At 36.2% G+C, this 23,226-nt stretch carries 22 protein-coding genes, 1 pseudogene and 1 other annotated feature; of the genes and pseudogenes, 5 read left to right on the forward strand and 18 right to left on the reverse strand.

The window, feature by feature from the left end:
* Positions 1–51: 51 nt before the first annotated feature.
* The 5 genes from M2139_RS02765 to M2139_RS02785 form a co-directional block, all read right to left on the reverse strand.
* Positions 52–1,008 (reverse strand): bifunctional oligoribonuclease/PAP phosphatase NrnA, encoded by a 957-nt coding sequence (locus M2139_RS02765; protein ID WP_280737410.1) that lies wholly within the window; start codon positions 1,006–1,008, stop codon positions 52–54.
* 28 nt (positions 1,009–1,036) lie between these two features.
* A complete protein-coding gene (locus M2139_RS02770; RefSeq protein WP_280737411.1) occupies positions 1,037–2,368 on the reverse strand; it encodes a DRTGG domain-containing protein in 1,332 nt (443 codons plus the stop codon).
* Positions 2,369–2,595: 227 nt separating this feature from the next.
* Entirely contained in the window at positions 2,596–4,275 is a 1,680-nt protein-coding gene (locus M2139_RS02775) for a ribonuclease J (protein ID WP_280737412.1), read from the reverse strand.
* A gap of 479 nt (positions 4,276–4,754) precedes the next feature.
* Positions 4,755–5,627, reverse strand: a complete 873-nt coding sequence (dapA, locus tag M2139_RS02780; RefSeq protein WP_280737413.1) for a 4-hydroxy-tetrahydrodipicolinate synthase — start codon at positions 5,625–5,627, stop codon at positions 4,755–4,757.
* Between the two features lie 25 nt (positions 5,628–5,652).
* The gene (locus M2139_RS02785; RefSeq protein ID WP_280737414.1) at positions 5,653–6,699 is read right to left on the reverse strand and encodes an aspartate-semialdehyde dehydrogenase; all 1,047 of its coding nucleotides are present in this window, start codon (positions 6,697–6,699) and stop codon (positions 5,653–5,655) included.
* A 379-nt stretch (positions 6,700–7,078) separates the two neighbouring features.
* On the opposite strand from M2139_RS02785, the gene M2139_RS02790 reads away from it, so the two are divergent.
* Complete coding sequence (locus M2139_RS02790) at positions 7,079–7,540, forward strand: S-ribosylhomocysteine lyase (RefSeq protein ID WP_280737415.1); 462 nt, start codon at positions 7,079–7,081, stop codon at positions 7,538–7,540.
* 53 nt (positions 7,541–7,593) lie between these two features.
* On the opposite strand, the gene M2139_RS02795 is transcribed toward M2139_RS02790, so the two are convergent.
* The 3 genes and pseudogenes from M2139_RS02795 to scrK form a co-directional block, all read right to left on the reverse strand.
* The gene (locus tag M2139_RS02795) at positions 7,594–7,845 is read right to left on the reverse strand and encodes a CsbD family protein (RefSeq protein ID WP_280737416.1); all 252 of its coding nucleotides are present in this window, start codon (positions 7,843–7,845) and stop codon (positions 7,594–7,596) included.
* 87 nt (positions 7,846–7,932) lie between these two features.
* Positions 7,933–8,535, reverse strand: coding sequence for an alpha/beta hydrolase (locus tag M2139_RS02800; RefSeq protein WP_280737417.1), 603 nt, complete (start codon positions 8,533–8,535; stop codon positions 7,933–7,935).
* A gap of 190 nt (positions 8,536–8,725) precedes the next feature.
* Positions 8,726–9,607: pseudogene (gene scrK / locus M2139_RS02805) on the reverse strand (fructokinase ScrK).
* Between the two features lie 213 nt (positions 9,608–9,820).
* Between scrK and M2139_RS02810 the strand changes: the two are divergent.
* Positions 9,821–10,516 carry a TIGR00266 family protein gene (locus tag M2139_RS02810; RefSeq protein ID WP_280737418.1) on the forward strand — a complete coding sequence of 232 codons (696 nt, stop codon included), beginning with the start codon at positions 9,821–9,823 and terminating at the stop codon, positions 10,514–10,516.
* A 42-nt stretch (positions 10,517–10,558) separates the two neighbouring features.
* Positions 10,559–10,750: a DUF6440 family protein gene (locus M2139_RS02815; RefSeq protein WP_280737419.1), complete on the forward strand. Its 192-nt coding sequence runs from the start codon at positions 10,559–10,561 to the stop codon at positions 10,748–10,750.
* Between the two features lie 60 nt (positions 10,751–10,810).
* On the opposite strand, the gene M2139_RS02820 is transcribed toward M2139_RS02815, so the two are convergent.
* From M2139_RS02820 to M2139_RS02855, 8 genes are all read right to left on the reverse strand, one after another.
* Positions 10,811–11,620, reverse strand: coding sequence for an amino acid ABC transporter substrate-binding protein (locus M2139_RS02820; protein ID WP_280737420.1), 810 nt, complete (start codon positions 11,618–11,620; stop codon positions 10,811–10,813).
* 35 nt (positions 11,621–11,655) lie between these two features.
* Positions 11,656–12,291 carry an amino acid ABC transporter ATP-binding protein gene (locus M2139_RS02825; protein WP_280737421.1) on the reverse strand — a complete coding sequence of 212 codons (636 nt, stop codon included), beginning with the start codon at positions 12,289–12,291 and terminating at the stop codon, positions 11,656–11,658.
* 43 nt (positions 12,292–12,334) lie between these two features.
* Positions 12,335–12,982 (reverse strand): amino acid ABC transporter permease, encoded by a 648-nt coding sequence (locus M2139_RS02830; RefSeq protein WP_280737496.1) that lies wholly within the window; start codon positions 12,980–12,982, stop codon positions 12,335–12,337.
* 389 nt (positions 12,983–13,371) lie between these two features.
* Positions 13,372–13,599: a binding site (T-box leader), on the reverse strand.
* Between the two features lie 117 nt (positions 13,600–13,716).
* Positions 13,717–14,463: an ABC transporter permease gene (locus tag M2139_RS02835; protein WP_280737422.1), complete on the reverse strand. Its 747-nt coding sequence runs from the start codon at positions 14,461–14,463 to the stop codon at positions 13,717–13,719.
* A 1-nt stretch (position 14,464) separates the two neighbouring features.
* Complete coding sequence (locus M2139_RS02840) at positions 14,465–15,316, reverse strand: ABC transporter ATP-binding protein (RefSeq protein WP_280737423.1); 852 nt, start codon at positions 15,314–15,316, stop codon at positions 14,465–14,467.
* A gap of 143 nt (positions 15,317–15,459) precedes the next feature.
* The gene (locus tag M2139_RS02845) at positions 15,460–16,815 is read right to left on the reverse strand and encodes a GHKL domain-containing protein (RefSeq protein ID WP_280737424.1); all 1,356 of its coding nucleotides are present in this window, start codon (positions 16,813–16,815) and stop codon (positions 15,460–15,462) included.
* Positions 16,816–16,858: 43 nt separating this feature from the next.
* A complete protein-coding gene (locus tag M2139_RS02850; RefSeq protein ID WP_280737426.1) occupies positions 16,859–18,217 on the reverse strand; it encodes a GHKL domain-containing protein in 1,359 nt (452 codons plus the stop codon).
* Entirely contained in the window at positions 18,218–18,961 is a 744-nt protein-coding gene (locus M2139_RS02855; RefSeq protein ID WP_280737427.1) for a LytTR family DNA-binding domain-containing protein, read from the reverse strand.
* Between the two features lie 260 nt (positions 18,962–19,221).
* On the opposite strand from M2139_RS02855, the gene M2139_RS02860 reads away from it, so the two are divergent.
* The gene (locus tag M2139_RS02860; RefSeq protein ID WP_280737428.1) at positions 19,222–19,812 is read left to right on the forward strand and encodes an ATP-dependent Clp protease proteolytic subunit; all 591 of its coding nucleotides are present in this window, start codon (positions 19,222–19,224) and stop codon (positions 19,810–19,812) included.
* 54 nt (positions 19,813–19,866) lie between these two features.
* On the opposite strand, the gene M2139_RS02865 is transcribed toward M2139_RS02860, so the two are convergent.
* Positions 19,867–21,375: an alpha-N-arabinofuranosidase gene (locus M2139_RS02865; RefSeq protein ID WP_280737429.1), complete on the reverse strand. Its 1,509-nt coding sequence runs from the start codon at positions 21,373–21,375 to the stop codon at positions 19,867–19,869.
* A gap of 184 nt (positions 21,376–21,559) precedes the next feature.
* Here M2139_RS02865 and M2139_RS02870 point away from each other — a divergent pair, with 184 nt between their 5' ends.
* Entirely contained in the window at positions 21,560–22,333 is a 774-nt protein-coding gene (locus tag M2139_RS02870) for an AraC family transcriptional regulator (RefSeq protein WP_280737430.1), read from the forward strand.
* On the opposite strand, the gene M2139_RS02875 is transcribed toward M2139_RS02870, so the two are convergent.
* Positions 22,330–23,211 (reverse strand): helix-turn-helix domain-containing protein, encoded by an 882-nt coding sequence (locus M2139_RS02875; RefSeq protein WP_280737431.1) that lies wholly within the window; start codon positions 23,209–23,211, stop codon positions 22,330–22,332. The two genes, M2139_RS02870 and M2139_RS02875, sit on opposite strands and share 4 nt — an antisense overlap.
* Positions 23,212–23,226 lie beyond the last annotated feature (15 nt).

Here is a 23,226-nt window from a genome sequence, read left to right on the forward strand (position 1 = left end):
TATACAATAGTTGATTTTACCTGATGTTTAAAAGAATTTGAAGCCCTTCTCTTAATTTTCCTGATATTCTTGGCAAAGGGTTTGAATTTCTTGATAAATTTCAGCGACTTCTGCTAAATCTTTGGCATTGGCGCCGCTAGCTAAAGGATGACCGCCACCGTGATGTTTTTTCGCCAATTGATTAATGACTGGGCCTTTTGAACGTAAACGTACGCGATAATAGCCTTCAGCTTGTTGCACAAAAATCCCCCACGCTAAGACATTTTCAATTTGACCTGGCAAGGAAACCACCGCAGCTGTTTCAGAATCAACCACGCCAAAATCAGCTAATAATTCTTTTGTCAAAATAATTTTACCAGCGCCTTTTTTGTCCACTTCAATATTTTGATAAACATAACCTGAAAGTTTTGCCACGCTGCGAGAGATTTGCTCTAACTGACGATTTAATTTTGGTGCGTCAAAATCATATTTCAACAATTCAGCGGAAATTTCAAAAGTATGCGAAGTAGTTGCTGGATATAAAAAGCGGCCAGTATCCCCCACAATTCCGCCATATAATAAGCGGGCAGCAGCTGCTGTAATCGTTAATTCTTCTGGAAAAGCTAAACAGAAATCAGCAATAATTTCGCTACAACTGCTGGCGTGGGTGTTAACTAAAACTAAATCCCCATAAGGTTCATCATTAGGATGATGGTCAATTTTGATTAATTTTTCACCTAAATTATAGCGTTCATCACTAATTCGTGGGGCGTTGGCGGTATCCGTAACAATCACCAAAGCTCCTTGATAGCTTTCATCAGCAACTGTTTGCATCTCGGCTAAATAATTTAACCCTTCAACTGACCCACCAACTTGATAAATATTTTTTTCTGGGAAAGACTGGCGTAAAATTTCCGCTAAGCCAACTTGCGAACCTAGCGCATCAGGGTCTGGTCGCATATGACGATGAATAATAATCGTTTGATATTTTTTTATTTCAGCTAAAATGGCTGCTTGAATCTCCTGCATTGAAAAATCCTCTTTTCTGACTTGGTTATTAGCCCCGCTCCATCACTTGGCAGACGACTAAGGCTTTAGCTACAATTGTATTCTCTAAGTAAACTTCCACATCTAATTTAGCAGAACGTCGGCCTAATTCTAAAATTCGTGGCCGAATATCTAATTCGCTCTCTAATTGAATCAAGCGCAAATAATGTAAATTCATTTGTTCGACAATAATGTTTCGCCGTTGATTCATTAACATCGTGCGTTGCACTACATTGCCAATCACTTCGCTAAGCACCCCAAAAGCAATCGTCCCTACACTATTAACCATCTGCGGCGTCACCACAAAGCGGAAACGATTCTCTTCATTAGCACGGCCTTCACGAACTTCTTCTTCCGTTTGTACTTCACCGGAAATTTGGTCTGACAAGGTATCAGAAATTTGCGGTTGCCGTTGAACTAATTGCATCGCCTTCATGACATCTTGCCGAGTCACGATACCAACTAAAGTTAAATCATCTTTCACCACCGGCATAACTTCTAACCCATCCCAAATCATTTGATGACTAACAGATGCGACACTCATGGTTTTCTTCACATAAATTGGTTCTTTCGTCATGACGCGTTCAATTAATTGTGTTTCAGGTTTTCCTAAAATATCTTTCGCCGTAACAATTCCGATTAAGCGTTGATTATGATTAACCACGGGATAGCGAGAATGTAGGGTTTCATTTGACATCCGTTGATAATCAGCCACTGTATCTGTGCCTTTTAAATAAACGGTTTTATCAATCGCCATGTAAATATCGCTAACTAGCATGATATCTTTTTTAATCAATTGGTCACTTAACGCCCGGTTAATCATGGTGGCTACCGTAAAGGTATCATAAGTTGTCCGTAAAATCGGCATCGCCAAACGGTCTGCCAGTTCAGCAATTTCTGGTGTGGTTTCAAAGCCCCCTGTGATTAAAACCGCAGCACCATCTTCTAAAGCTAATTTTTGCACTTCCAAACGATTCCCGACAATCATTAAAGAACCTGGAGTAATATAGCGTTTCATGGCCTCTTTAGTCATGGCACCAATCACAAATTTATTTAAGCTTTTATCTAACCCCGCCGAGCCCCCTAAAACGTCCCCGTCAATGATGCGGACAACTTCGCCAAAAGTTAGCTTTTCAATGTTTCTCTTTAATTTACGTTCAATCCGAATGGTTCCCACTCGCTGAATGGTTGAAACTAAGCCGATATTTTCGGCATCTTTAATCGCTCGATAAGCCGTGCCTTCACTGACATTCAACTCTTTGGCAATCGTTCGCACCGAAATTCGGTTACCCACTGGCAATTCTTCAATATGAGCCAATATTAAATCATGTTTTGTCGCCATCTCTTTTCCCCGCATTCTTACTATTGGATTTTAAGTTTTTTCCTGCTCTGTATCTAAAAAAATGATACAGCTATCACTTAACATTATAACAGTTTTTCTGACAGAAACCAATTCTGCAACTTACAATTATAACAACTAAAAAATCTCGGTAAAAATTGACTGCGTTTTATTTGAACAGACTTACTAAAAACAAAAATCCCACAGCCTAAATTAGGCTGTGAGTTATTTTAGCGACTTCTTTTACGTTGGGTTGCTTCCATGATTACTGGTAAAATCACCGGTCGACGTTTTGTTTGTTCAAATAAGTACCGACCAAGTTGATCGCGAATATCTTGTTTTAATTTACTCCACTCAAAATCGGTGCTTTGTAAATGTTTGCCGACAATTTCTTCCACCATATTGCCGCTTTCTTTTAACAAATCTTTGCTAGTTTTTACATAAACAAATCCGCGAGAAGTAATTTGTGGTGCTGAAACAATTTTTTGTTCTCGACGATTAATCGTTACGGTTGCGATAAAAATACCATCTTCCGATAAAACTTTACGGTCTCGTAAAACGATATTGCCGATATCACCCACGCCTAAACCATCAATCATCACGTTATCAGCTGGCGTACTGCCTGCTACCGTCATGCGACCTTTATTGTATTCTAAAACATCGCCACGACCGGTAATGAAAATTTGTTTATAAGGCATCCCTATTTCATGGGCAAGTTCTGCATGAGCAGCTAATTGGCGGTATTCTCCTTGAACCGGAATTAAATATTTAGGTTTCAATAAGTTCAACATTAATTGTAAATCACCTGCATTAGCATGACCAGATACCCGCATATTGTCAGAAATATGTTTAACTACACCACCTGCACGATAAACAATATCTTCCATTTTAGCAACGGTCGTTTCCATTGCTGTTGTTGGAGTCGTTGTCACGTAAACTAAATCGCCTGCTTCGATTTTTAAAGAACGATGGGCGCCATTGGCCATTTTTTGAACAGACTTAATAGGTTCGCCCATCCGACCTGTTTCTAAAATCACCAACTCTTCTGGTGCATAATTCTTCATTTCTTTTAAGGTTACTAATAAATCTTCGCTAGGTAAGTGTAAACGTTCCAGCTTCATAGCGGTCCGAATAATGCGTTCCACATCTTGACCAGTTAAAACAACTTTGCGGTTTGATTTATAAGCAGCATCTAACACTTGTTGTACCCGTTGTAAGTTGCTGGCAACACAAGCTACGATAATGCGGCCTTCCCAATATTTAATTGTATCGAAAACTTCATCAGCGATAACTTTTTCTGAAGCGACTTGAATTGGATTTTCAGCATTTGAAGAATCACTTAATAAAGCTAGTACGCCTTCTTTACCGATTTCAGCTAAACGAGCATAATCCGTTTGATACATCGGAATTGCTGATTGGTCGAATTTGAAATCCCCGGTATAAACAATATTGCCTTCTGCGGTTTTTAAATTAATTCCAACTGAATCAGGAATGGTATGGGTGGTGCGGAAAAAGCTGATTGTTGCGTTAGGAAAATCAATTTCCGTATGCTCGTCAATCACATGGAAAGCTTTAAAATGTTTGCTTTCTTCATTGCTGTTCACGCTAATTTTCGCTAATTCAATCGTTAAAGCTGTACCAAAAACCGGCACATCAATTTTTGCCAATAAATATGGCAAAGCGCCAATCGCATCAGCATGGCCGTGGGTTAAAAAGACACCCGCTACCCGTTCAATATTTTCTTCTAAATATGAAAAATCGGGGATAACGATATCAATTCCTAATAATTCTGTTTCTGGATATTTTAAACCACAATCCAGAATAAAAATTTCATTTCCCACTTCAACAACGTACATATTTTTGCCATTTTCCCGTACGCCACCTAAAGGGATGATTTTCGTGTTACTCAAATTTTTTTCCTCCTAGTTCGTTTTAAAGTATTAAATTTTCTTTGAAAATTTAGTTTGATGCTCACCACGTATAAGTTGCTTTTCGCTTATAAAAGAATAATAAAATCACTAGCTGCTTCTCCGCTAGTTTGTATTCTTTTTAATAAGTAAAGTGCTTATTACGCTTTTAATTGCTTAGTTATTTGCTCTGTCAGGCACTGATAACTAAAAATTTGTATTGATATTTTTTACTAGTTATAAAAACTAGTCTTTAGGTAATTAAAAAAGCTGACTTTATTACTGTTTTTACAGACACTCTATTTTACATTGAATAACTAGTCATTTCCATTCCTAACATTAAACTAAAAGTTTTTTTAATTTAATGTTAAAAAGGAACGCTTTAATCTCCTGTTTAACTACAAGAAAAAGGAATCGACAAAATACAAGTTGGAAATTGTCTGACTCCCTTCTCCTATTATTTGTACAACTGAAAACTAAAATTATAAATCTAAAATTTGTAAAATTTGCTCTTTTTCTGTTTCTGAACATTCCACTAATGGTAAGCGTAAGCCACCGGCAGGAATATGCAAATGGTTTAACGCCATTTTAATCGCTGAAGGTGAAGGCACTGAGAATAAAGCATGAACTTTTGGTAAATATTTTCGCTGAATCGCTGCAGCTTGCGCTAATTCACCAGCATCTAAATGTTGGAACATTTGATAAATATCATTGCCATAAACATGGCTTGCCACCGAAACGACCCCTTGGCCACCTAAAGCTTTTACGTGAAAAGCTAACGCATCTTCGCCAGTGTAAATCAGGAAATCTTTTGGTGCTTTTTCAATTAATTCCGTAATCGCATCTAAGCCGGCACATTCTTTAATGGCAAAAATATTATCTAATTCTGCTAAACGTAAAGTTGTTTCAACACTTAAACTTGCTACTGTTCGACCAGGTACATTATAAAGCATAATTGGTAAATCACTGGCTTCAGCAATTGCTTTAAAATGTTGATATAAACCTTCTTGATTGGGTTTATTGTAATAAGGAACCACCGCTAAACCGGCAGCAATGCCTTCCATACTAGCAACTTCTCTAACAAAATTAATAGTATCCCGCGTGTCATTCGTCCCCACACCAACAATAATTGGCACTCGTTGATCGACTAAACGAATCACTTCTCTAAATAGTAAAAATTCCTCATCATGAGTTAAGGTTGGTGATTCACCAGTTGTACCAGCCACCAATAAACCGTCGGTATGATTGCTTAGTAAATGTTCAATTAATTCTGGCAAACGAGTAAAATCAATATTACCTTCTTCATCAAAAGGTGTAACCATTGCCGTAATAATCGAGGTATTTGTTAAATCCATAATTATCGACCTTTCTTTTCAGAAATTAGAATAAATTCATTTCATGCATTTTTTCAGCAATTTGTACTGAGTTCCAAGCCGCCCCTTTTAATAGGTTATCAGAAACAACCCACATATGGAAACCATTCGCTACATCTAGATCTTTCCGTAAACGACCAACAAAAGTTTCTTTTTTGCCGACGCTGTTTAAAGCTTGCGGATAAAGTTGTTGGCTTGGATCATCTTCCATAATCACGCCAGGGAATGCAGCGATTGCAGCCCGAATTTCAGCAACAGTTGCTGCTTCTTTTGTTTCAATATAAATTGATTCAGAATGGCCACTCATCACGGGAATCCGCACACAAGTTGCTGAAACCTTGATAGTATCATCTGACATAATTTTTTTCGTTTCATTAACCATTTTCCACTCTTCATAAGTGTAATCATCTTCTGCAAAAACATCAATTTGTGGCAAAGCATTAAAAGCGATTGGATAATGTTTTTTATCGCCACCACAAGGTAAGATATTAGCAGGTATTTCTTCAACACTAACCCCATCTAAAATCGCTTGGGCTTGATCTTTTAACTCTTGCAAAGCGCTGGCACCTGCACCAGAAACAGCTTGATAAGTTGAAACAATAATTCTATCTAAACCAAATTTTTGACGGACAGGCTCTAAAGCCACCATCATTTGGATTGTTGAGCAATTTGGATTGGCAATAATGCCTTGATGATTTTTTAACGCTTCTGGATTCACTTCCGGCACCACCAATGGTACATTAGGATCCATTCTGAAATGGCTCGTGTTATCAACTACAACAGCGCCACGCTTCACAGCTTCTGGTGCAAAAACTTTTGAAATACCACCACCAGCACTAAATAAAGCAATATCTACGCCTTCAAAAGATTCCGGAACTAATTCCTCAATTTTGATTGGTTGACCTTTAAACAGCAATTCCTTACCAGCAGAACGCTTTGATGCTAATAATTTCACTTCTTTAAGAGGTAAAGTTGTTTCCTCTAACATTTCAATCATCTTTGTGCCGACAGCTCCCGTTGCTCCCACCACTGCTACAGTATACCGATTTCCCATAAGTTCACTACTCCCTTTAAAAATTTTTCAAGACCTCGTCGCTAATTTTTGTAAGTTTATCCTTCATTTATTACATTTACCACAAACTTACTAAAATTAAGCAAATAAACCTCTGCTTCAACAGGTCCACTTTTAAAAAACTTGCTTTTTTCATTCTACCACAAAACCGCCAATTACTATAGAGCTTGTTTTTGAAATTTAAGAAAAAAAGAAAAATTTCTCGTCAGCTAATCTGCCCTGTAATAGACTTCAAGGAATTATTTACGCAGCAGGCTAATTTCCAAATTGCAGACAACAACGCTTTCTGTTATATTGAAAAGTGAACTTTAATTTGGTATAAAGAGATTAAAATAATAGTAGCGATAAAGGAGATTTTTTAATGGCACGAGTAGAAAGTTTTGAATTAGATCATAATTTAGTTAAAGCACCTTATGTCCGTTTAGCAGGTGCCGAAGAAAACGAAGGCGTGTTAATCCAAAAATACGATTTGCGGATTTTACAACCGAATCAAGCAGCTTTACCAACCGCAGCTTTGCACACCTTAGAGCATTTATTAGCGGTTAACTTACGAGATCATTTGGAAGGCATCATTGATATTTCACCAATGGGTTGTCGGACTGGCTTTTACATGATTATCTGGGGACAACATTCCACAGAAGAAGTGCGAGATGCTTTAGTCACCGTCTTACAAAAAAATGTGGTGGAAACTGATTTTATCCCAGCTGTTTCTGCTAAAGAATGCGGAAATTATCGAGATCATTCTTTATTTGCCGCTCAAGAATACGCTAAAGAAGCTTTAGCTAAAGGCTTTAGCAGCGACCCATTTGAAAGAAAATTATAATTAAAAAAGCCGAATGCTCGTTGCTTCGTCAACAGGCGTTCGGCTTTTATTAACTATTTTTTATGGCGAGAAACTTTTTCTTTAACGTTCTCAAAACCATTCGCTAAATCTTCTTCAATTTCTTCAGTTTTATGTTTGATTTGTTTACCTAAATTATGCGCTTTTTCTTTAGCATCGGCACCAGCGGATTGAAATGTTCCTTCAACCTCTTTTTTCTTGTCATCAAAAACTTTGCCATAACCTTTTTTAGCTTCACCAGCTATTTTGTCTTTAGCAATTGACGCTTGTTTTTGTAAATCAGTCATCGTTCATTCCTCCAGTCAAATTTTTTAAATTTCCTTGCTGAATTAACGATAACATTTTCTCTTAAATCTGCCAAAAGAAACGCCCTACTACAATGTTTGTTCTAACCAATTTTTAGCTTCTACTAATTCTTCTATCGTCACTTGATGACCTGTTTCAAAAACTGCTTTCGTCACATCGGCCTGGCGCTCTCTAAATTTATCTTCCAACTGATCTAAACTATCCTCAGTTACAATAGGATCCTTATAACCATAGGAAAGCCAGATTTTTTTATCTACTAAACTATAATCTTGCGTAGCCACGCCTAAAAACATCGGGTGAAATAAAATCGCCGCTTTCACAGGAGTTTTGCGTTCTAATAGTAAGTGAGCCGCAATATTGGCACCGTTAGAATAACCAACTAAAATCCAATCTTCTACAGGAATCCCCTTTTTTTCACTATGAAAAGTAATTTCTGATAATAAATTATCCGTTTGCTCTTCCAAACTGGGAATATCAAACTGGTTCATTTCATTGCGACAGAAGAAACGATTGAGTCCGTTGTCTTTCACGTCACCCCTAAAAGCTAAAATCGTAGGATCTTCCGCTAAAATTTTGGCTACATCCACTAAAGAATGTTCATCGCCCCCTGTGCCATGGAGCAATAACAAATACTTGCCTTCTACTTCACCTTGCTCGAAGAAATATTCCATCTATTTCCACCTCGCTTCACCTGATTTATGGAATTTATGTAAATCATAGCACTTACTACAAATTTCCTCAAATTATTTGTAAAACTTAAAGAAAAAAAACAAGGTGGTCTACAAGTCTTACTGTTAACCGAAGCAAACAGCAAAGACTTGATATCCCACCTATAAATTTATTTTCTTATTTTTTTCAAACTTAACCGTGCAACACTGCTTCTCTCGCTAAAGCGAAGCAACCAACAGTAGCGGCATTATCCTCTAAAGCCGGTGTTACAATATAATCCGCTAAATCAGGGGTTGTCACGTAGCCTTGCAACAATTCTGTAAAAGCTTGATGAACTTTTTTCATCATATGCCGTTGTTTCATAACACCGCCACCAAAAATAATCACATCGGGTGATAACATTAAGGTTGTATTGTAAGCACATTGAGCGATATAATTCGCTTCAATTTCCCAATATGGATCATCTTCTGTTAAGTCTTGGCCTTTCTTTCCTAAGCGTTTTTCAATCGCTGGGCCAGCTGCCATGCCTTCTAAACAGCTCCCGTGAAAAGGACAACTGCCACTGAAATCATCAGCTGGATGCCGTTGCACCAACATATGCCCCATTTCCGGATGGCTGAACCCTTCAATAAAACGGCCATCTTGCAAAGCTCCACCGCCAACACCGGTACCAATTGTATAATAAACCACGCTACTTAAACCTTGTCCTCGACCCATTACATACTAACCATAAGCAGCCGCGTTAACATCGGTAGTCCAAGCAATTGGTAAATCGAAATATTTTTTCAACTCCCCAACAAAATCATAATTTTGCCATGCTAATTTAGGGGTTGAAGTAATATAGCCGTAAGTAGCTGATTCCCGATGAATATCAATCGGACCAAACGAGCCCACCCCTAAGCCAACTAAATTTTCTTGATGTTCTTTAAAGAAGGCAATCACTTGAGGCATGGTTTCTGCTGGTGTAGTTGTGGGGAAACTCACCCGTTCCAAAACTTCAAATTTTTCATTACCTAAGGCACAAACAAATTTTGTGCCACCAGCTTCAATACTACCGTAAATTTTTTCATTCATTCTGCAAAACTCCTCTCATCACACTTTTTCTTTCAAAAATATTTTAGCATATTCCGGCGAAAAAAAGGGCTTTATTCAAAAAAATAGCAACACTTCATTGATAAACAGCAATTCATGTCAATTTTTTGGCGTTTTAAGACAAGTTCCTTTATTTTTGATTCACTTATTATATAATTAAGCGAATCAAAAAAAGAAAAAAAGCGAGGGATAAAGATGAAATATCAATTAAGTAGCGATAGCGTTTTTCCATTAGTTGAAGTTGAATTAACTACAGCGGATGCGATGCTTATCGAACGGGGCTCAATGGTTTATCAAAACGAAAGCATTGAATTAGTTGGCGAAATGAATAGCAATGGCGATAAAGGTGTGATGGGTGCTTTAAAAGCGATGGGTCGTTCAACAACTAGTGGTGAAAGCTTTTTTATCACTAAAGTAACTAGCCAAACTGACCATGGTAAAATCGCGATTGCCCCTGCGACACCAGGGAAAATCCGTGAAATTCAAGTAGGCGAAACCCAATGGCTTTTAAACACGGGTGTTTTCTTAGCTTGTGATGACAGCGTTTCTTACACTATGAAACGTCAAAAATTAGGGAAAGCGATGTTAGCTGGAACTGGTGGTTTCTACATTATGGAAACTCATGGTGAAGGCATGATGTTAGTAAATAGTTATGGGGACATCGTTGAAATTGATTTAGATGGCAGCGAACCAATTTCTATTGATAATTTACATGTAATCGCTTGGACCAACACCCTTGATTACAATATTAAAGTGGCTTCAGGAACTTTCGGCTTTAAAACAGGCGAAGGTTTAGTAAACGAATTCCACGGTAAAGGTAAAATTTTAATTCAAACAAGAAACTTGCAAGCCTTAGCTGCTAATCTTGCAATGGGCGGCTCTGGTTCATAATTTATAAATTAATATATTAAAACGAAATAGAGGCGAACTAATATGTCTAAAAAAGAAAAACGTTTTTCCTACGAACTTTCCAATACACTCTTCGGCGAGGTTGCTATGATTATCGTCGATAACAGAACTGGTGTAAATTACCTTCACACATCTGGTACTGGCGGCTTATGTCCTTTATACAACGTAGACGGCACATTAATCGTTACGCCAGTCGAAAAAATTGAAGAAAAATAGTGAAAAACAGCTAAGGTCTGCTTTATAAAAAGCGTTCCTTAGCTGTTTTTATTTTAAGTTTTATTCGCCAAACCATTTTTCAGAAATTTTATCAAATTCGCTGTTTTCTTTTAAAGTAGCAATGCTTTCATTAATTTTTCCCACTAAAGCTTTATCGTCTTTACGGGCACCAACTGCAAAATCTTCATTTTCAAACTCGCCAGCATTAATCGTATAATTAGCTAATTCACCACTTTGAGCTAAATAATAACCAGCGTACACCCGGTCAATTAATAAACCATCAATCCGACCACTTTTCAAATCAATAAAAGCTTCATTAAAACTGCTGAATAAAATAGCATCGTTATCAGCTACAATATCCGCCAGTAATTCCGGCTGATCAAGGAAAGCTTCATAACCGGAAGAACCAGTTTGTGCCCCTAAAATTTTCCCTTCCATATCAGCAAAACGCTCAATGCCTGATTCTTTTTTCGTCACTAAAACTTGTTCGTTTTGTTTATAAGCATCAGAGAATAAAACTTTCTTTTGGCGGCTTTCCGTTACGGTATAACCATTCCAAATTAAATCAATCGTACCATTATCTAATTCCGCTTCTTTCATAGACCAATCAATCGGTTGAAACTCAACGTCAATATCATATTCGGCAAAAACCGCTGTCGCTAAATCAACGTCAAAGCCAACGATTTCTCCTGCTTCATCCCGAAAACCCATCGGCACGAAAGTATCATCTAAGCCCACCACGACTTTGCCATTTTCTTCCACGGTTTTCCAGCTATTATCGGCGGTATCTGCCGCTTCTTTGTTACCGCCACATGCGCCTAAAATCCCGATTCCTGCTACACATAATAAACTCATCATTATTTTTTTCATAGTTGTTTCCTACCCTTCATTATTTTCATTTTTTATTAAGCAACTGGGCTGACCCGTAAAATTTGGTCGCCGATATTTTCAGCAAATTGCATATCGTGAGTGACGACAATTTGCGTAACGCCATCTTTTTTCAAAGAAACAATTAAATTTTCAACTTGTTGCCGTAATTCTGGATCTAACGCACTAGTTGGTTCATCATAAGCAAGTACACGGGGATTCATCGCCATCGCCCGGGCAATCGCTAACCGTTGCTTTTGTCCACCAGATAATTGATAAGGATAACTTTGCAACAAATCTTTAATACCTAAAATCTCTGCTAAACGCTCCGCTTCTGCCAAACAAGCTGCCTTATCTGCTTTTAAAACCATTTGCGGTGCCAAAATAATATTATCCAAAACACTTAAATGAGGAAATAATTGAAAATCTTGAAAAACAACCCCCACCACTTGTTCGTGGCTAGTAGCATCAGCTGGATTAAACGCTGCGCCATCTACTAAAAACGTGCCGCTATCCGCTACTTCTAAACCTGCTAAAATCCGTAACAAAGTGGTTTTCCCACCACCAGACGGGCCTACAATCGCTAAAATTTCACCATCGGGAATCGTTAAATTCAAATCACGAATCACAGCTTTATCACCAAACCGTTTATTAATATTTTTTAATTCAATCATTGGAAAATTCCTCCTTAACTTTTATCAATCTAGCTGTGCTTTTCTATTTATAATAATCCAATTTAATTTCAATTTGTTTTAAAGCAATCGTTAAAATCCCCGTTAACGCTAGGTAGATAATCGCTACCCCTAGTAAAGGTGTTAGGGAAGCATCCCGTTCCATGGCGATTTTACCAGCTTTCATTAAATCACTTAAGCCTAAAACATAAATTAATGAAGAGTCTTTAACTAAAGTAATCACTTCATTTCCAACTGAAGGTAAGACAATTTTAAATACTTGGGGAATAATAATTTTACGAACTGTTTGCCAGTTGGTTAAGCGTAAAACTTTCGCTGCTTCATATTGCCCTTGAGGAATCGATTGAATCCCGCCACGAAAAATTTCTGCAAAATAAGCGGCATAATTTAAAATAAAAGTAAACACAGCAGCATAGAAACGATCTGAAATAATAATGCCAACACTTGGTAAGCCATAAAAAACTAAAATCAACTGTAATAACAGCGGTGTCCCTCTAACCACCCACACATAAAAATTCAATAAATAATTCAGCGGTTTGAATTTTATTGATAAGCCTAAAGCTAAAACCACTCCTAAAATCAATGACCCTACCAAAGTCAAAATAAATAATTGTAAAGTGGTTACGGTTCCTTTTAATAATTGCGGCATGATACCTGTTAAATAATCAACCATCATTTTTTCCTCCATTCAATTTGCGTAGAATATCTCACTATAACTTAATTCTGCATTTTACTTGAGAGCTAAACGAGCCTTCTCCGCTTTTTATGCAATCTAGCTATAGGCGTTTGCACCACTCGATAAAGTGAAAAAGAAGTTCGCGGTAGAAAACACCGCTATAATTTATTTTTGCACTTTACTCGGGTTCAGAACAACGCTTTCCGCTTTTTATGCAAAAAGCCCTCTTGGTTAGTTAACCAAGAGGGCGAGTGTTTCGCGGTTCCACCTCAATTTATTATACTTTCACAAGTATAACCTTAAGTAGTCATTGAATTGTTATTTACTTAATAAGTAAAGATTTTGCTCCCCATTTTTTATACAAAAAACGTCCTTCAGCTCGAGAGCTAAAGGACGTGAATAACGTGGTTCCACCTTTTTTTATTAGCTACTTCACAGCAACTAATCTTATTAAGTCAATCAATGACTTACGCTATAACGGGCTGCCCGATATTTCCTACTGATTTCAGAAATATAACTCCAAGCTGTGTTTCACTATTCTCCACTATCTCTTTGCAGCAACCAGAGACTCTCTAAAAATTTAAAATAGTTACTCGTCTTTTCTAAGTTTTATTTTCTTTATTAAGTTGAATATTAATTTACTACAGGTAAGAACCTTTGTCAACTAATTTTCAGAATATTTTTTAAATATTATGCTAATGGTCATTTTTAAGCTATATCTGCAAAAATAATTATTCCCGTTCAAAACCATTTTTGCGATAGCTAACCACAAATAATACAATACTAGCGACTAACTCAACTACTAAAACTAGCCAACTTTGAACAGATAGCCCTTGTTGATTACCTTCCACAAAACTAGTTGCTAATTGACCGATGATACCTGTATAAATAAATTGCGCAACTTTCGCTAAACTAGGAACCATCGAACTAAACATCGGTACCATCATAATAACCAGCATCAAAAGTGAACTAATATTACCAGAAGCCATTTGATTTTTGGCAAACAGACCAACTAACATTCCTAAAACACAACTAATTAAACTACACATACCAGATACTACTAAAAATAAAATAATTTCATTGCTGCTAAGTTGTACACCACTTATCAATAAAACAGCTATACAAATCAACCATGATACGAGAAAATTCGGTAAAACAGCACTGATAAAATACTCCAAACCATTGACCGAAGAAGTCATCAAGGTTCGTAAAGTATTTTTTTCTTTATCTTTAGCTAACATCGTTGCTGGCATCATTAAACCAATCATAGTTAAGTTCATCAATAAACCTATATTCAAAACCATTCCCATTAACATACTTGGCATCTCATGTTCGGTAAACATATTAGCGTAAACAAAGCGTATCGCCACTGTAAATAAGGGTACTAGCAACGCCGAAATCAGAAAAGTTTTATTACGAGTTAATTCTTTAAATTTAAAGCGCGTTAAAACGGCTGTTTTTTGGATATTCAAATTCATCTTATTGCAACTCCCTTCCTGTTACTGTTAAAAAGACATTTTCCAGTGTTGGCTCGCAAGAATGCACAGCTTCCACTTCATCAGTAATCAACCACTCATGCAGTTGCGCCATTTGAGCTGGATTTTGTGATAAAATTACTTCTTCTTGACTATTTAATAAAACGCGATATTTTTTATCAGAGTTATAGCGTAAGCAAATTTCTTTCGGCGTACCAAATTCAACAATATTACCATCGTTTAACAGCGCTACATGATCACATAATTTGGTAGCTTCTTCCATATTATGCGTTGTTAAAAAGATACCCATGCCGTCATCTTTTAACTCCAACAGTAATTTATGAATATCTAAAGCGGTACTTGGATCCAAACCGGAAGTCGGCTCATCTAAAAACAATAGTTTTGGTTTATGCAAAACAGCTCGCGCCAAAACCAAACGTTGCGTTTGGCCTTTAGAGAGTTTACCTGCCATTTGATTTCTTTGCTCTTTCAAACCTACCCGCTCTAGTAGCTCATCAATTCGTAAAGTTTCTACTTTTAATAATTGAGCAAATAATAGCAAGTTGTCATAAACAGTAAATTCTTCATAAATCCCGCTAGCATCTGTTACAATCCCGATTTTTTCGTAAATCTCTTCATTAATTTTGCGGGTATCACTATTTAAAATCGTCGCTTCCCCAGAACTTTGCACCAACTGGCCAGTTACGATTTTAATCGTTGTGGTTTTCCCAGCGCCAGAAGGGCCTAAAAAACCTAAGATTTCGCCTTCATGAATCATCATATTGATGTCTTTTAAGGCTTGTCGACCAGCAAACGTCTTTGAAATATGATTTAACTTCAACAGTACTTCTTTCATTTTCTTCCCTACCTATCTTTCATAATAATTTTTCGTAAAAATAACTAAATGAATATAGTTTAACTATAAAAGAAAATCATAAAAAATAGTTGAAAACGTCAAAAAAAGACAGAAATCTGTCTTTTTTGGTAAGTATTCAATTTTTATTTTAGTAAAAACATTAATATTTGTACAAATGATTGTTCTTCTACTCGCGTTTCCAACGTAACATCAGGATAGCGACGAACAATTTCTCTTAAATTCACTAAACCTAAACCACGATTTTTGCCTTTGGTAGAATAGCCCGCTCCCCAAATGCGCTGCATATCAATTTCATGGCTAATTGGATTTTTCACCACAAAAGTTATCTGATTTTTTTCTTTTAGTAAGATAACATTTACTTGTTTATCGGTTTCCATTGCCGCTGCTTCAATCGCATTATCTAAAATAATCCCGCTACAGCGCAATAAATCAGCAATTTCCATCGGGATTTTATTGATTGGTGCCAAAATTTCGATAGCTAAGACGACACCTTGTTTTTCTGCTTCCATGATTTTTGTCATGATTAACGTTTTTAATTCCACCACTTGCAAGTTAGCCAACTGATTTAATTGCTTAATATCCAACTGTAAAGTTTCATCCATTTGCAACATTTGGGTAGCGATATATTCTTGAGCGTCAGCTAAATCGCCAGCTTCAACTTTGGCATAAGCTCCCATGGCAACATTTTTATAATCATGTTGCATTTTTTGCAAATCTTGTTGAATGGTTTCTAACTTTTGTAAATACGCCGCTTGTTGCGTCACCAAAGCTTCTGATTTTCGCAAACGCTGCTCCCTCAAGTATTCTCTTGATAAGAAAATCACAGCAAAGAATTGGACGGCGTAGAAAAACAGAATAATGACCACGCGACCTTTTTCTTGCAGATTAAAAATCGGACTAACGATTTGAATAACAATTTGTAAGCCTGCTAAAATCAAACTAATCGTTAATGCCCATTGGGGATGATAAAAACTATAGTTAAAAATTTCAATCATATGCAATTTCTTTAAGAGCCATAAAATCCCTAACACGCCACTCAACACTATGATATTTTCTAAAAGCACCATGACAATAAAACATTCAGCTGGCACTTGCTCGAAAAAGATATTCTTGATAATTAATACATAACTCATATCAATCAATGTATATAACGTTGAAGCAAAGACCGTTAAAAAATAAATAATTTTCGGTGAAATCTTGGCAAAAACATAATAATGAATAGCCAATATGCTGATATTTGAAATTAAAGTATAGACAGCTATCCAGCCGTTAAACTCAAAATAACTTTTTTCTAAAAGTTGTGGTAGCGTTAAATAACTAATAATGGCCGACAAAGCAACCGCAGTTAATAAATAAATCAGCCAAGTGTTTCGGCGTTTGCTTTTTTCCCCTGAAACAATTCGCACAAAACCATACTCACAAACAACCCCTGCTAACATCTGTATAATGTTGATTAGCATTAAGGTTTTTAAATCCACGCTAGTTAATCAGTCCTTTCTGAAGAATCAATTTACTATTATATCACAATTGAAAAACAAGCACTTGAATAAAGTTTTTTTCTTCTCGCCGGGTTTCTAAAACGACATTAGGATAACGACCTAAAATTTCACGCAAATTCGCTAAACCTAACCCGCGATTTCCGCCTTTTGTTGAATAACCTTCTGTCCAGATTCGTTGCATATCTAAATTATAGGTACTGGAATTTTTCACAACGAATGTTAAGCGGTCGTTTTCTTTTAACAACAAAACCGTTACCTGTTTATTTTCTTCTTTGGCGGCGGCTTCAATGGCGTTATCTAAAATAATTCCGCCACAGCGTAACAAATCAACAATTTCCATGGGGATTTGATTGACGGGCTCTAACACTTCAACGGATAGAACCACATCCTGTTTTTCAGCTTCCATGATTTTTGTCATGATTAAGGTTTTTAATTCTACAACTTGAACATTAATCAGTTGGTTTATCTGTTGAATATTTAATTGTAACTTATCATCCACTTGTAACATTTGCGTTGCGATATATTCTTGGGCTGCTGTCATATCCCCGGCTTCGACTTTGGCATAGGCTCCTAATGCCACGTTTTTATAGTCGTGTTGGACTTTACGTAAATCTTGTTGGATGGTTTCTAGTTTTTGTAGATAAGCGGTTTGTTGTAAATTCAAGGCTTCTGAATCACGAAGTCTTTGGTCTCTTAAATATTCTCGCAAAAGTATAAGAAATGCTATAAAGTATACAAAATAAGAAGCCGTATATATTAAAATTAGAACAACACCTCTTACATGTACGATTTTAGGAATAAGAAATTCTATAAAATAATACATTATTGTAATTATAACCGTGATTAACATTGTCCATTTAGGATGATAAAAGATTTGTTGAAATACTTGTAAAATTTTAGTTTTCGAGAAAAAACTATAAACAAAAAGTAAAACAATCGTTTCAAATACACTTTCAGAAATATATAAAAGAAAATTAGTCGAAGCAAAATTGACTTCTATAGGTAAAAATCCAATTATAAAATAATGGAATGTGGTTACTATTTGATAAAATACTCCTGAAAATAAAACTAAAAAATAAATATTTTTTTTAGCCACATTTTGAAAAATATAAGCATGAAATATAACTCTCATTATGGTAGTTACAGCGTCTGCTAACAAGAAAATAAAATCTACATCGACATAGTTTTGTTCAACCAATTGAGAAAAACTTGCGGCAGTTAAAATGAATCCCACAAGAAAAATCATTAAGCCATATAACAACCAAGAATAGTTTTTCTTACTCTTTTCCCCGGAAACCAAAGAAATTAAACGGTATTCTCCAACAAAAACCGGAATACTTAAAAACGCATTAAGAATCCATACTAATTCAAACTTCCACATCTACTCTCCACCTTCAAACAGCTGCTTCAACATTTTTTTCCCGCTGCGGGACATTAAGCAGACGGAACCATTTTTCATTACGACAGTGTTATCGGCGTAATTGACTTGTTGAATTTTACTGGTTTGTACTAAAAAAGAGCGGTGGATTTTCAGAAAACCTTCTGGTAGTTCTTCTTCAATTTTTTTAAGATTGCCACGAAATTCTAACATGCGAGATTCTGTGTGTAAAATAATTCGATGACCTGTAGCGGTTTCAAAAAACAGAATTTCAGCTAAAGGAATTTGATAACTGCTTTCTGCCATTTTTACCGTGTAATAGCTTTGTCTATCCGAAACTTCTTGGCTCAGTAGGTAATTGACCTCTTTTAAGCAGTCTTTTAACTGCTGATTTAATTTTTCTGGAACATCTTTATATAAATAACTCATCGCTTCTAAGCGATATTTAAAAGTTTCAAAAATCATTTCTTCATGGGTTGTAACAAAAATTAAAAATCCGCGAGTATCGAATTTGCGAATTTCTTTCGCTAAAGTAAAACCATCATAAACTTCATGCTGTAAATCCACATCAAAAAAATAAATGGAGCGTAATTTATGATTTTTTCGGTGTTCAAGAACTTCTTCTGGGTCCCCTGTTACTAAAACGACTTCCATATCATAACCATGAATCAAAATTAAATTCCGAATAATCTGTGCCAAATATTCCCGTGTTTCTTTGACATCATCACAAACATAAACTGGTACCATCTGCTTTTTTCTCCCTATAACCTTCAAATTTTTATAAAAAATGAAGTGAAATACACACTTCATCCAATTTTTTTCTTTACTCCATAGTTATTTTAGCATTTCTTATAGGGGGATACTAGCGAGCCTTGCATTTTTTTCATTTATAAAAAACTGTTAAACTAAGTTCTATTCCTCCCCTCCCTTTTAAAAAGTTAAATTTTTTTCTTTTTTGCAAGACTTTGTTATAATATATGCAGAGATTTAAGAAAGAAGGCAGAATGATGTTTTTTTTAAATGAAGAAGAAACCGCAACTCCAAAAGGCGATAGTCTTGAAATGTATAAAAAGAAATTATTAGAGCAACGGACAGTGTTGATTTATGGAGAAATCAACCAAGATTTAGCTAAAGAAGTTACTTCACAATTACTACTGTTAGCTGCTATCAATGACGAACCAATTACCATTTATATCAACAGCCAAGGTGGCCATGTTGAAGCGGGCGATACTATTCATGATATGATTAAATTTATCAAACCCGAAGTTAAAATTGTCGGCACTGGCTGGGTGGCTTCAGCTGGGATTACAATTTATCTTGGTGCGAAAAAAGAAAATCGTTACAGCTTGCCAAATACTCGCTACATGATTCATCAACCGATGGGTGGCGTGCAAGGGCAATCTACTGAAATCGAAATCGAAGCCAAAGAAATTATTCGCATGCGTGGTCGGATTAATCAATTAATCGCCGATGCAACCGGGCAACCGCTTGAGCGGGTTGAAAAAGATACAGATCGTAATTATTGGTTAACAGTTGACGAAGCCATCGACTACGGAATTGTTAATCGAGTAATTGCAACTTCAGCTGAATTAGCTTAAAAATTAATCACCACCGAAAGTTTAGTTAATAAAACTTCTGGTGGTGATTTTTTATTACTGTTTTCTCAATTGAATCATGTGGAAACTTTGATGACTTAAAATAGCTTGCAGCTGACCATTCTCCATAAAGGCATTGCCTTTAGCGGTTGGTACAACATTATCAGGATGCGCTTCAGTATTGACTGCTTTTAAATCTCCGTGATGCAAAATCTGATGGTTGATTACTTGATAGCCCTCATACTGACGTAAATCACAACTTAAAATCAAACTTTCTTGTAAATCTTTATTCACTGCAAAAATCGTTAACATTTCAGCTTCTGGATTTTCAATAACAACACTATCCAAATAAGCCGAACGGCCATTTTTTCCATGATTGCTTTCAAAAGTTGGTGCTTTGATTAAAGTATTTAACACTTGTCCCCGACCGTGATTACTAATCATCTCAAAAGGATAGAAGATCGTTTGCTTCCACGCGCCTGTATCAGAAGTCATAATCGGTGCGATAACATTGACTAACTGGGCTAAGCAAGCGATTTTCACGCGATCCGCATGGCGTAACAAGGTAATCATCATGCTGGCCACTAATAAAGCATCTTCAAAATTGTAAACATCTTCCAGCTGATGAGGATGCTGGCTCCATGGTTCAATCGTATCATCGTTAGCGTTTGAGTGATACCAAACATTCCATTCATCAAAAGAAATATTAATATCCTTTTTCCCACGTTTTTTCGCTCGAACGGCATCGCAAATTGAAATAACCGAAGAAATAAATTCATCCATCGCATCGGAACTAGCTAAAAACTGCTGACTGTCATTATCACGATTACCATAATATTGATGCATGGAAACATAATCCACTTGGTCATAACACTGCGAAAGCACGATATCTTCCCACTCACCAAAAGTCGCCATCTCTAACGAAGAACTACCACAAGCAACTGTTTCAATCGTGGGATCCACTAAACGCATCACTTTACCTGCTTCCTCTGCAATTCGCCCATACTCAAGAGCGATTTTATGACCTTCTTGCCAAGGACCATCTAATTCATTCCCTAAACACCACAGTTTAATGTCATGCGGCGCTTCATAGCCGTGCTTTCTTCGCAAATCACTATAATAGCTACCACCCTTTAAATTAGTATATTCAATAATATTTTTGGCTGCATCAATCCCGCGATTTCCTAAATTAATCGCCATCATCGGTTGGGTTGCTACTTGTTTCGTCCAATCAATAAATTCATTTAAGCCAAATTGATTAGATTCCACCACGCGCCAAGCTAAATCAATTTTCGCTGGTCGTTGTTCCTTAGGCCCCACGCTGTCTTCCCAGCGATAACCAGAAACGAAATTCCCTCCTGGATAACGAGTTACCGGTACATTCAGCTGACGAATCAGTTCCGTTACATCTTGACGAATACCATTTTCATCGGCAAAAGGACTTTCTGGTTGATAAATGCCTTCATAGACACAGCGACCTAAATGCTCCACAAAAGAACCGTAAATCCGTTCATCTACTTCTGATAAAATAAAGTGCTTATCGACAAAAATCTGAGCTTTTTTCATAAAAATAAAACTCCTTTCAAGTTTAACAACAACTTTATTATATGAAGTATTGCCTTTCAACAGAATAACCTAACCTCCGAAATGCTTGACTTTTTATCCGCTTTCATTTTTGTTATAATAGATTATTACCAACTTTTACGAAAACATTATTGTCATTATGTCTTATTTCAGAAAGGAAGCCTTTATGAATGTCGTTTACTGTGGTTTTTTAACCCATAATATTGATCAAGATGTCATTTATCGACCACAAGGTTTACAGCGCTATTTATTGCTAGTCGTTTTATCCCCCATGGCTTTTCTTTTTGCTGATGGCAAAAAACAACAAGCCAAGCCAGGTGCATGCCTGATTTATACACCTAATACTTATCAACATTATTACGCTGAAGGGCCTTTTTTTAATAGCTTCATCGAATTCACTAGCCCATACTTATTAGAAGAAAAATATCAGCTGCCCTATAACCAATTATTTTATCCTGAAAATTATGAAGCCATTAATCAAGGCATCAAAAAAATTCAGCAAGAGTTTCTCAATCAATTTCCTCATAAAGATGAGATGATTCATTTGCAAGTTGAAGAAATCTTGATTCAGTTAGAGCGTAACTTTCAAAAAAGTCAATTATCTGCCAAATATAATCAAGATTTATACCAAGAACTGTTATCGTTGCGACAACAAATGTTAGCAAATTGCCAACAGCCATGGACTATTCAACAATTATCGCAAATGGCTAAAATCGGAAAATCGCAATTTCATAAGCTTTATAAGGAACTATTTTTCAGTACGCCTAAAGAAGATTTGATTCAAGCCCGCTTACAAAAAGCCCTTTTTGAAATGACCAATAATTCTTTAACGATCAAACAAGCCGCCTATAAAGCTGGCTTTCAAAATATCAATCACTTTAATCGCTTATTTAAAGCCAAGTTTCACTGCTCTCCCAGTCAATATCTCAAAGAAAATTAACGATATCTTTGCCAATAATTTTTAGCTTTTTCTTGATGAATTTGATAAATAATTTGATAAAAATGGGTTTCAGATGTTTGAATAGCTTTCATTTGTGCTAAAAAGTCCTGCATTTTCTCTTGATAAGCAGTAAAATCCAAGTAAAGACGGACTAAATAATCAATAAATAGCAATTGCAAGCTTAAATAAACTTGATCTGCTCCTTGTAGCAATTCCCGATAGCGACTTAAAGTCGCTTCCGCACTTTCAATATCATTAATCACTAACAAGCTTTGAATCCGATTAAAATGCAAATCACCGATTTCTTCGTAATAAATTTTACTGTCAAAGGCTTGATATTTTTTCAATTCCGCTACGATTCGCTGATATAGACTCTCTGCTCGCTCTTTATCTTGTTCTGACAGCGATAGCAGAACCAATTTACTTAGTTTAAGCTCCTTTAGCGTCCACATTTTAGCATTTTCTAATTCCGCCAAAATTTCACTAAACGGCGCCCGTGAAAATTTATAAAAATTAGTATTGGTAATCAACACCAGTAAATAAGCTTGAATCGCTAAATAGCGCAAAGCGGTATTTTCATGGCGATAGTATTTTTCATAAAGGTCATATAACGCTTCAAATTTCCCCGTTTTATAAAGTTCATCAATTTGTTTTTCCAAAACTGCTGCTTCATCGACTTGATTTTCCTTGCGGTAATATTCAAACTCCTCATAAGAAATCCCTAAATTAGTCAATAACTCTTGAAACTTTACAAGTTCAACAGAATATTTTTCAGCTTCAAAATCACTGTAAAAAGTCTTTGAGACCACGCCAGTATAAATTTCTTTTTGGGTAAAACCTTTTTCTTTACGAATTTTTTTGATTATTTTTCCGTACATAACCTTCCTCCTACG

Origin of the sequence: Enterococcus sp. PF1-24 (assembly GCF_029893325.1) — a bacterium.
Taxonomy (GTDB): Bacteria; Bacillota; Bacilli; order Lactobacillales; family Enterococcaceae; genus HY326.

Coding starts and splice junctions, on each gene's coding strand:
- M2139_RS02850 (WP_280737426.1), bottom strand. CDS start 18,217: ATGTGGAAGTTTGAATTAGTATGGATTCTTAATGCGTTTTTAAGTATT.
- M2139_RS02870 (WP_280737430.1), top strand. CDS start 21,560: ATGAATGTCGTTTACTGTGGTTTTTTAACCCATAATATTGATCAAGAT.
- M2139_RS02825 (WP_280737421.1), bottom strand. CDS start 12,291: ATGATTGAATTAAAAAATATTAATAAACGGTTTGGTGATAAAGCTGTG.
- M2139_RS02810 (WP_280737418.1), top strand. CDS start 9,821: ATGAAATATCAATTAAGTAGCGATAGCGTTTTTCCATTAGTTGAAGTT.
- M2139_RS02765 (WP_280737410.1), bottom strand. CDS start 1,008: ATGCAGGAGATTCAAGCAGCCATTTTAGCTGAAATAAAAAAATATCAA.
- M2139_RS02800 (WP_280737417.1), bottom strand. CDS start 8,535: ATGGAATATTTCTTCGAGCAAGGTGAAGTAGAAGGCAAGTATTTGTTA.
- M2139_RS02830 (WP_280737496.1), bottom strand. CDS start 12,982: ATGGTTGATTATTTAACAGGTATCATGCCGCAATTATTAAAAGGAACC.
- M2139_RS02815 (WP_280737419.1), top strand. CDS start 10,559: ATGTCTAAAAAAGAAAAACGTTTTTCCTACGAACTTTCCAATACACTC.
- dapA (WP_280737413.1), bottom strand. CDS start 5,627: ATGGATTTAACAAATACCTCGATTATTACGGCAATGGTTACACCTTTT.
- M2139_RS02840 (WP_280737423.1), bottom strand. CDS start 15,316: ATGAAAGAAGTACTGTTGAAGTTAAATCATATTTCAAAGACGTTTGCT.
- M2139_RS02860 (WP_280737428.1), top strand. CDS start 19,222: ATGTTTTTTTTAAATGAAGAAGAAACCGCAACTCCAAAAGGCGATAGT.
- M2139_RS02875 (WP_280737431.1), bottom strand. CDS start 23,211: ATGTACGGAAAAATAATCAAAAAAATTCGTAAAGAAAAAGGTTTTACC.
- M2139_RS02790 (WP_280737415.1), top strand. CDS start 7,079: ATGGCACGAGTAGAAAGTTTTGAATTAGATCATAATTTAGTTAAAGCA.
- M2139_RS02865 (WP_280737429.1), bottom strand. CDS start 21,375: ATGAAAAAAGCTCAGATTTTTGTCGATAAGCACTTTATTTTATCAGAA.
- M2139_RS02820 (WP_280737420.1), bottom strand. CDS start 11,620: ATGAAAAAAATAATGATGAGTTTATTATGTGTAGCAGGAATCGGGATT.
- M2139_RS02835 (WP_280737422.1), bottom strand. CDS start 14,463: ATGAATTTGAATATCCAAAAAACAGCCGTTTTAACGCGCTTTAAATTT.
- M2139_RS02855 (WP_280737427.1), bottom strand. CDS start 18,961: ATGGTACCAGTTTATGTTTGTGATGATGTCAAAGAAACACGGGAATAT.
- M2139_RS02785 (WP_280737414.1), bottom strand. CDS start 6,699: ATGGGAAATCGGTATACTGTAGCAGTGGTGGGAGCAACGGGAGCTGTC.
- M2139_RS02770 (WP_280737411.1), bottom strand. CDS start 2,368: ATGGCGACAAAACATGATTTAATATTGGCTCATATTGAAGAATTGCCA.
- M2139_RS02795 (WP_280737416.1), bottom strand. CDS start 7,845: ATGACTGATTTACAAAAACAAGCGTCAATTGCTAAAGACAAAATAGCT.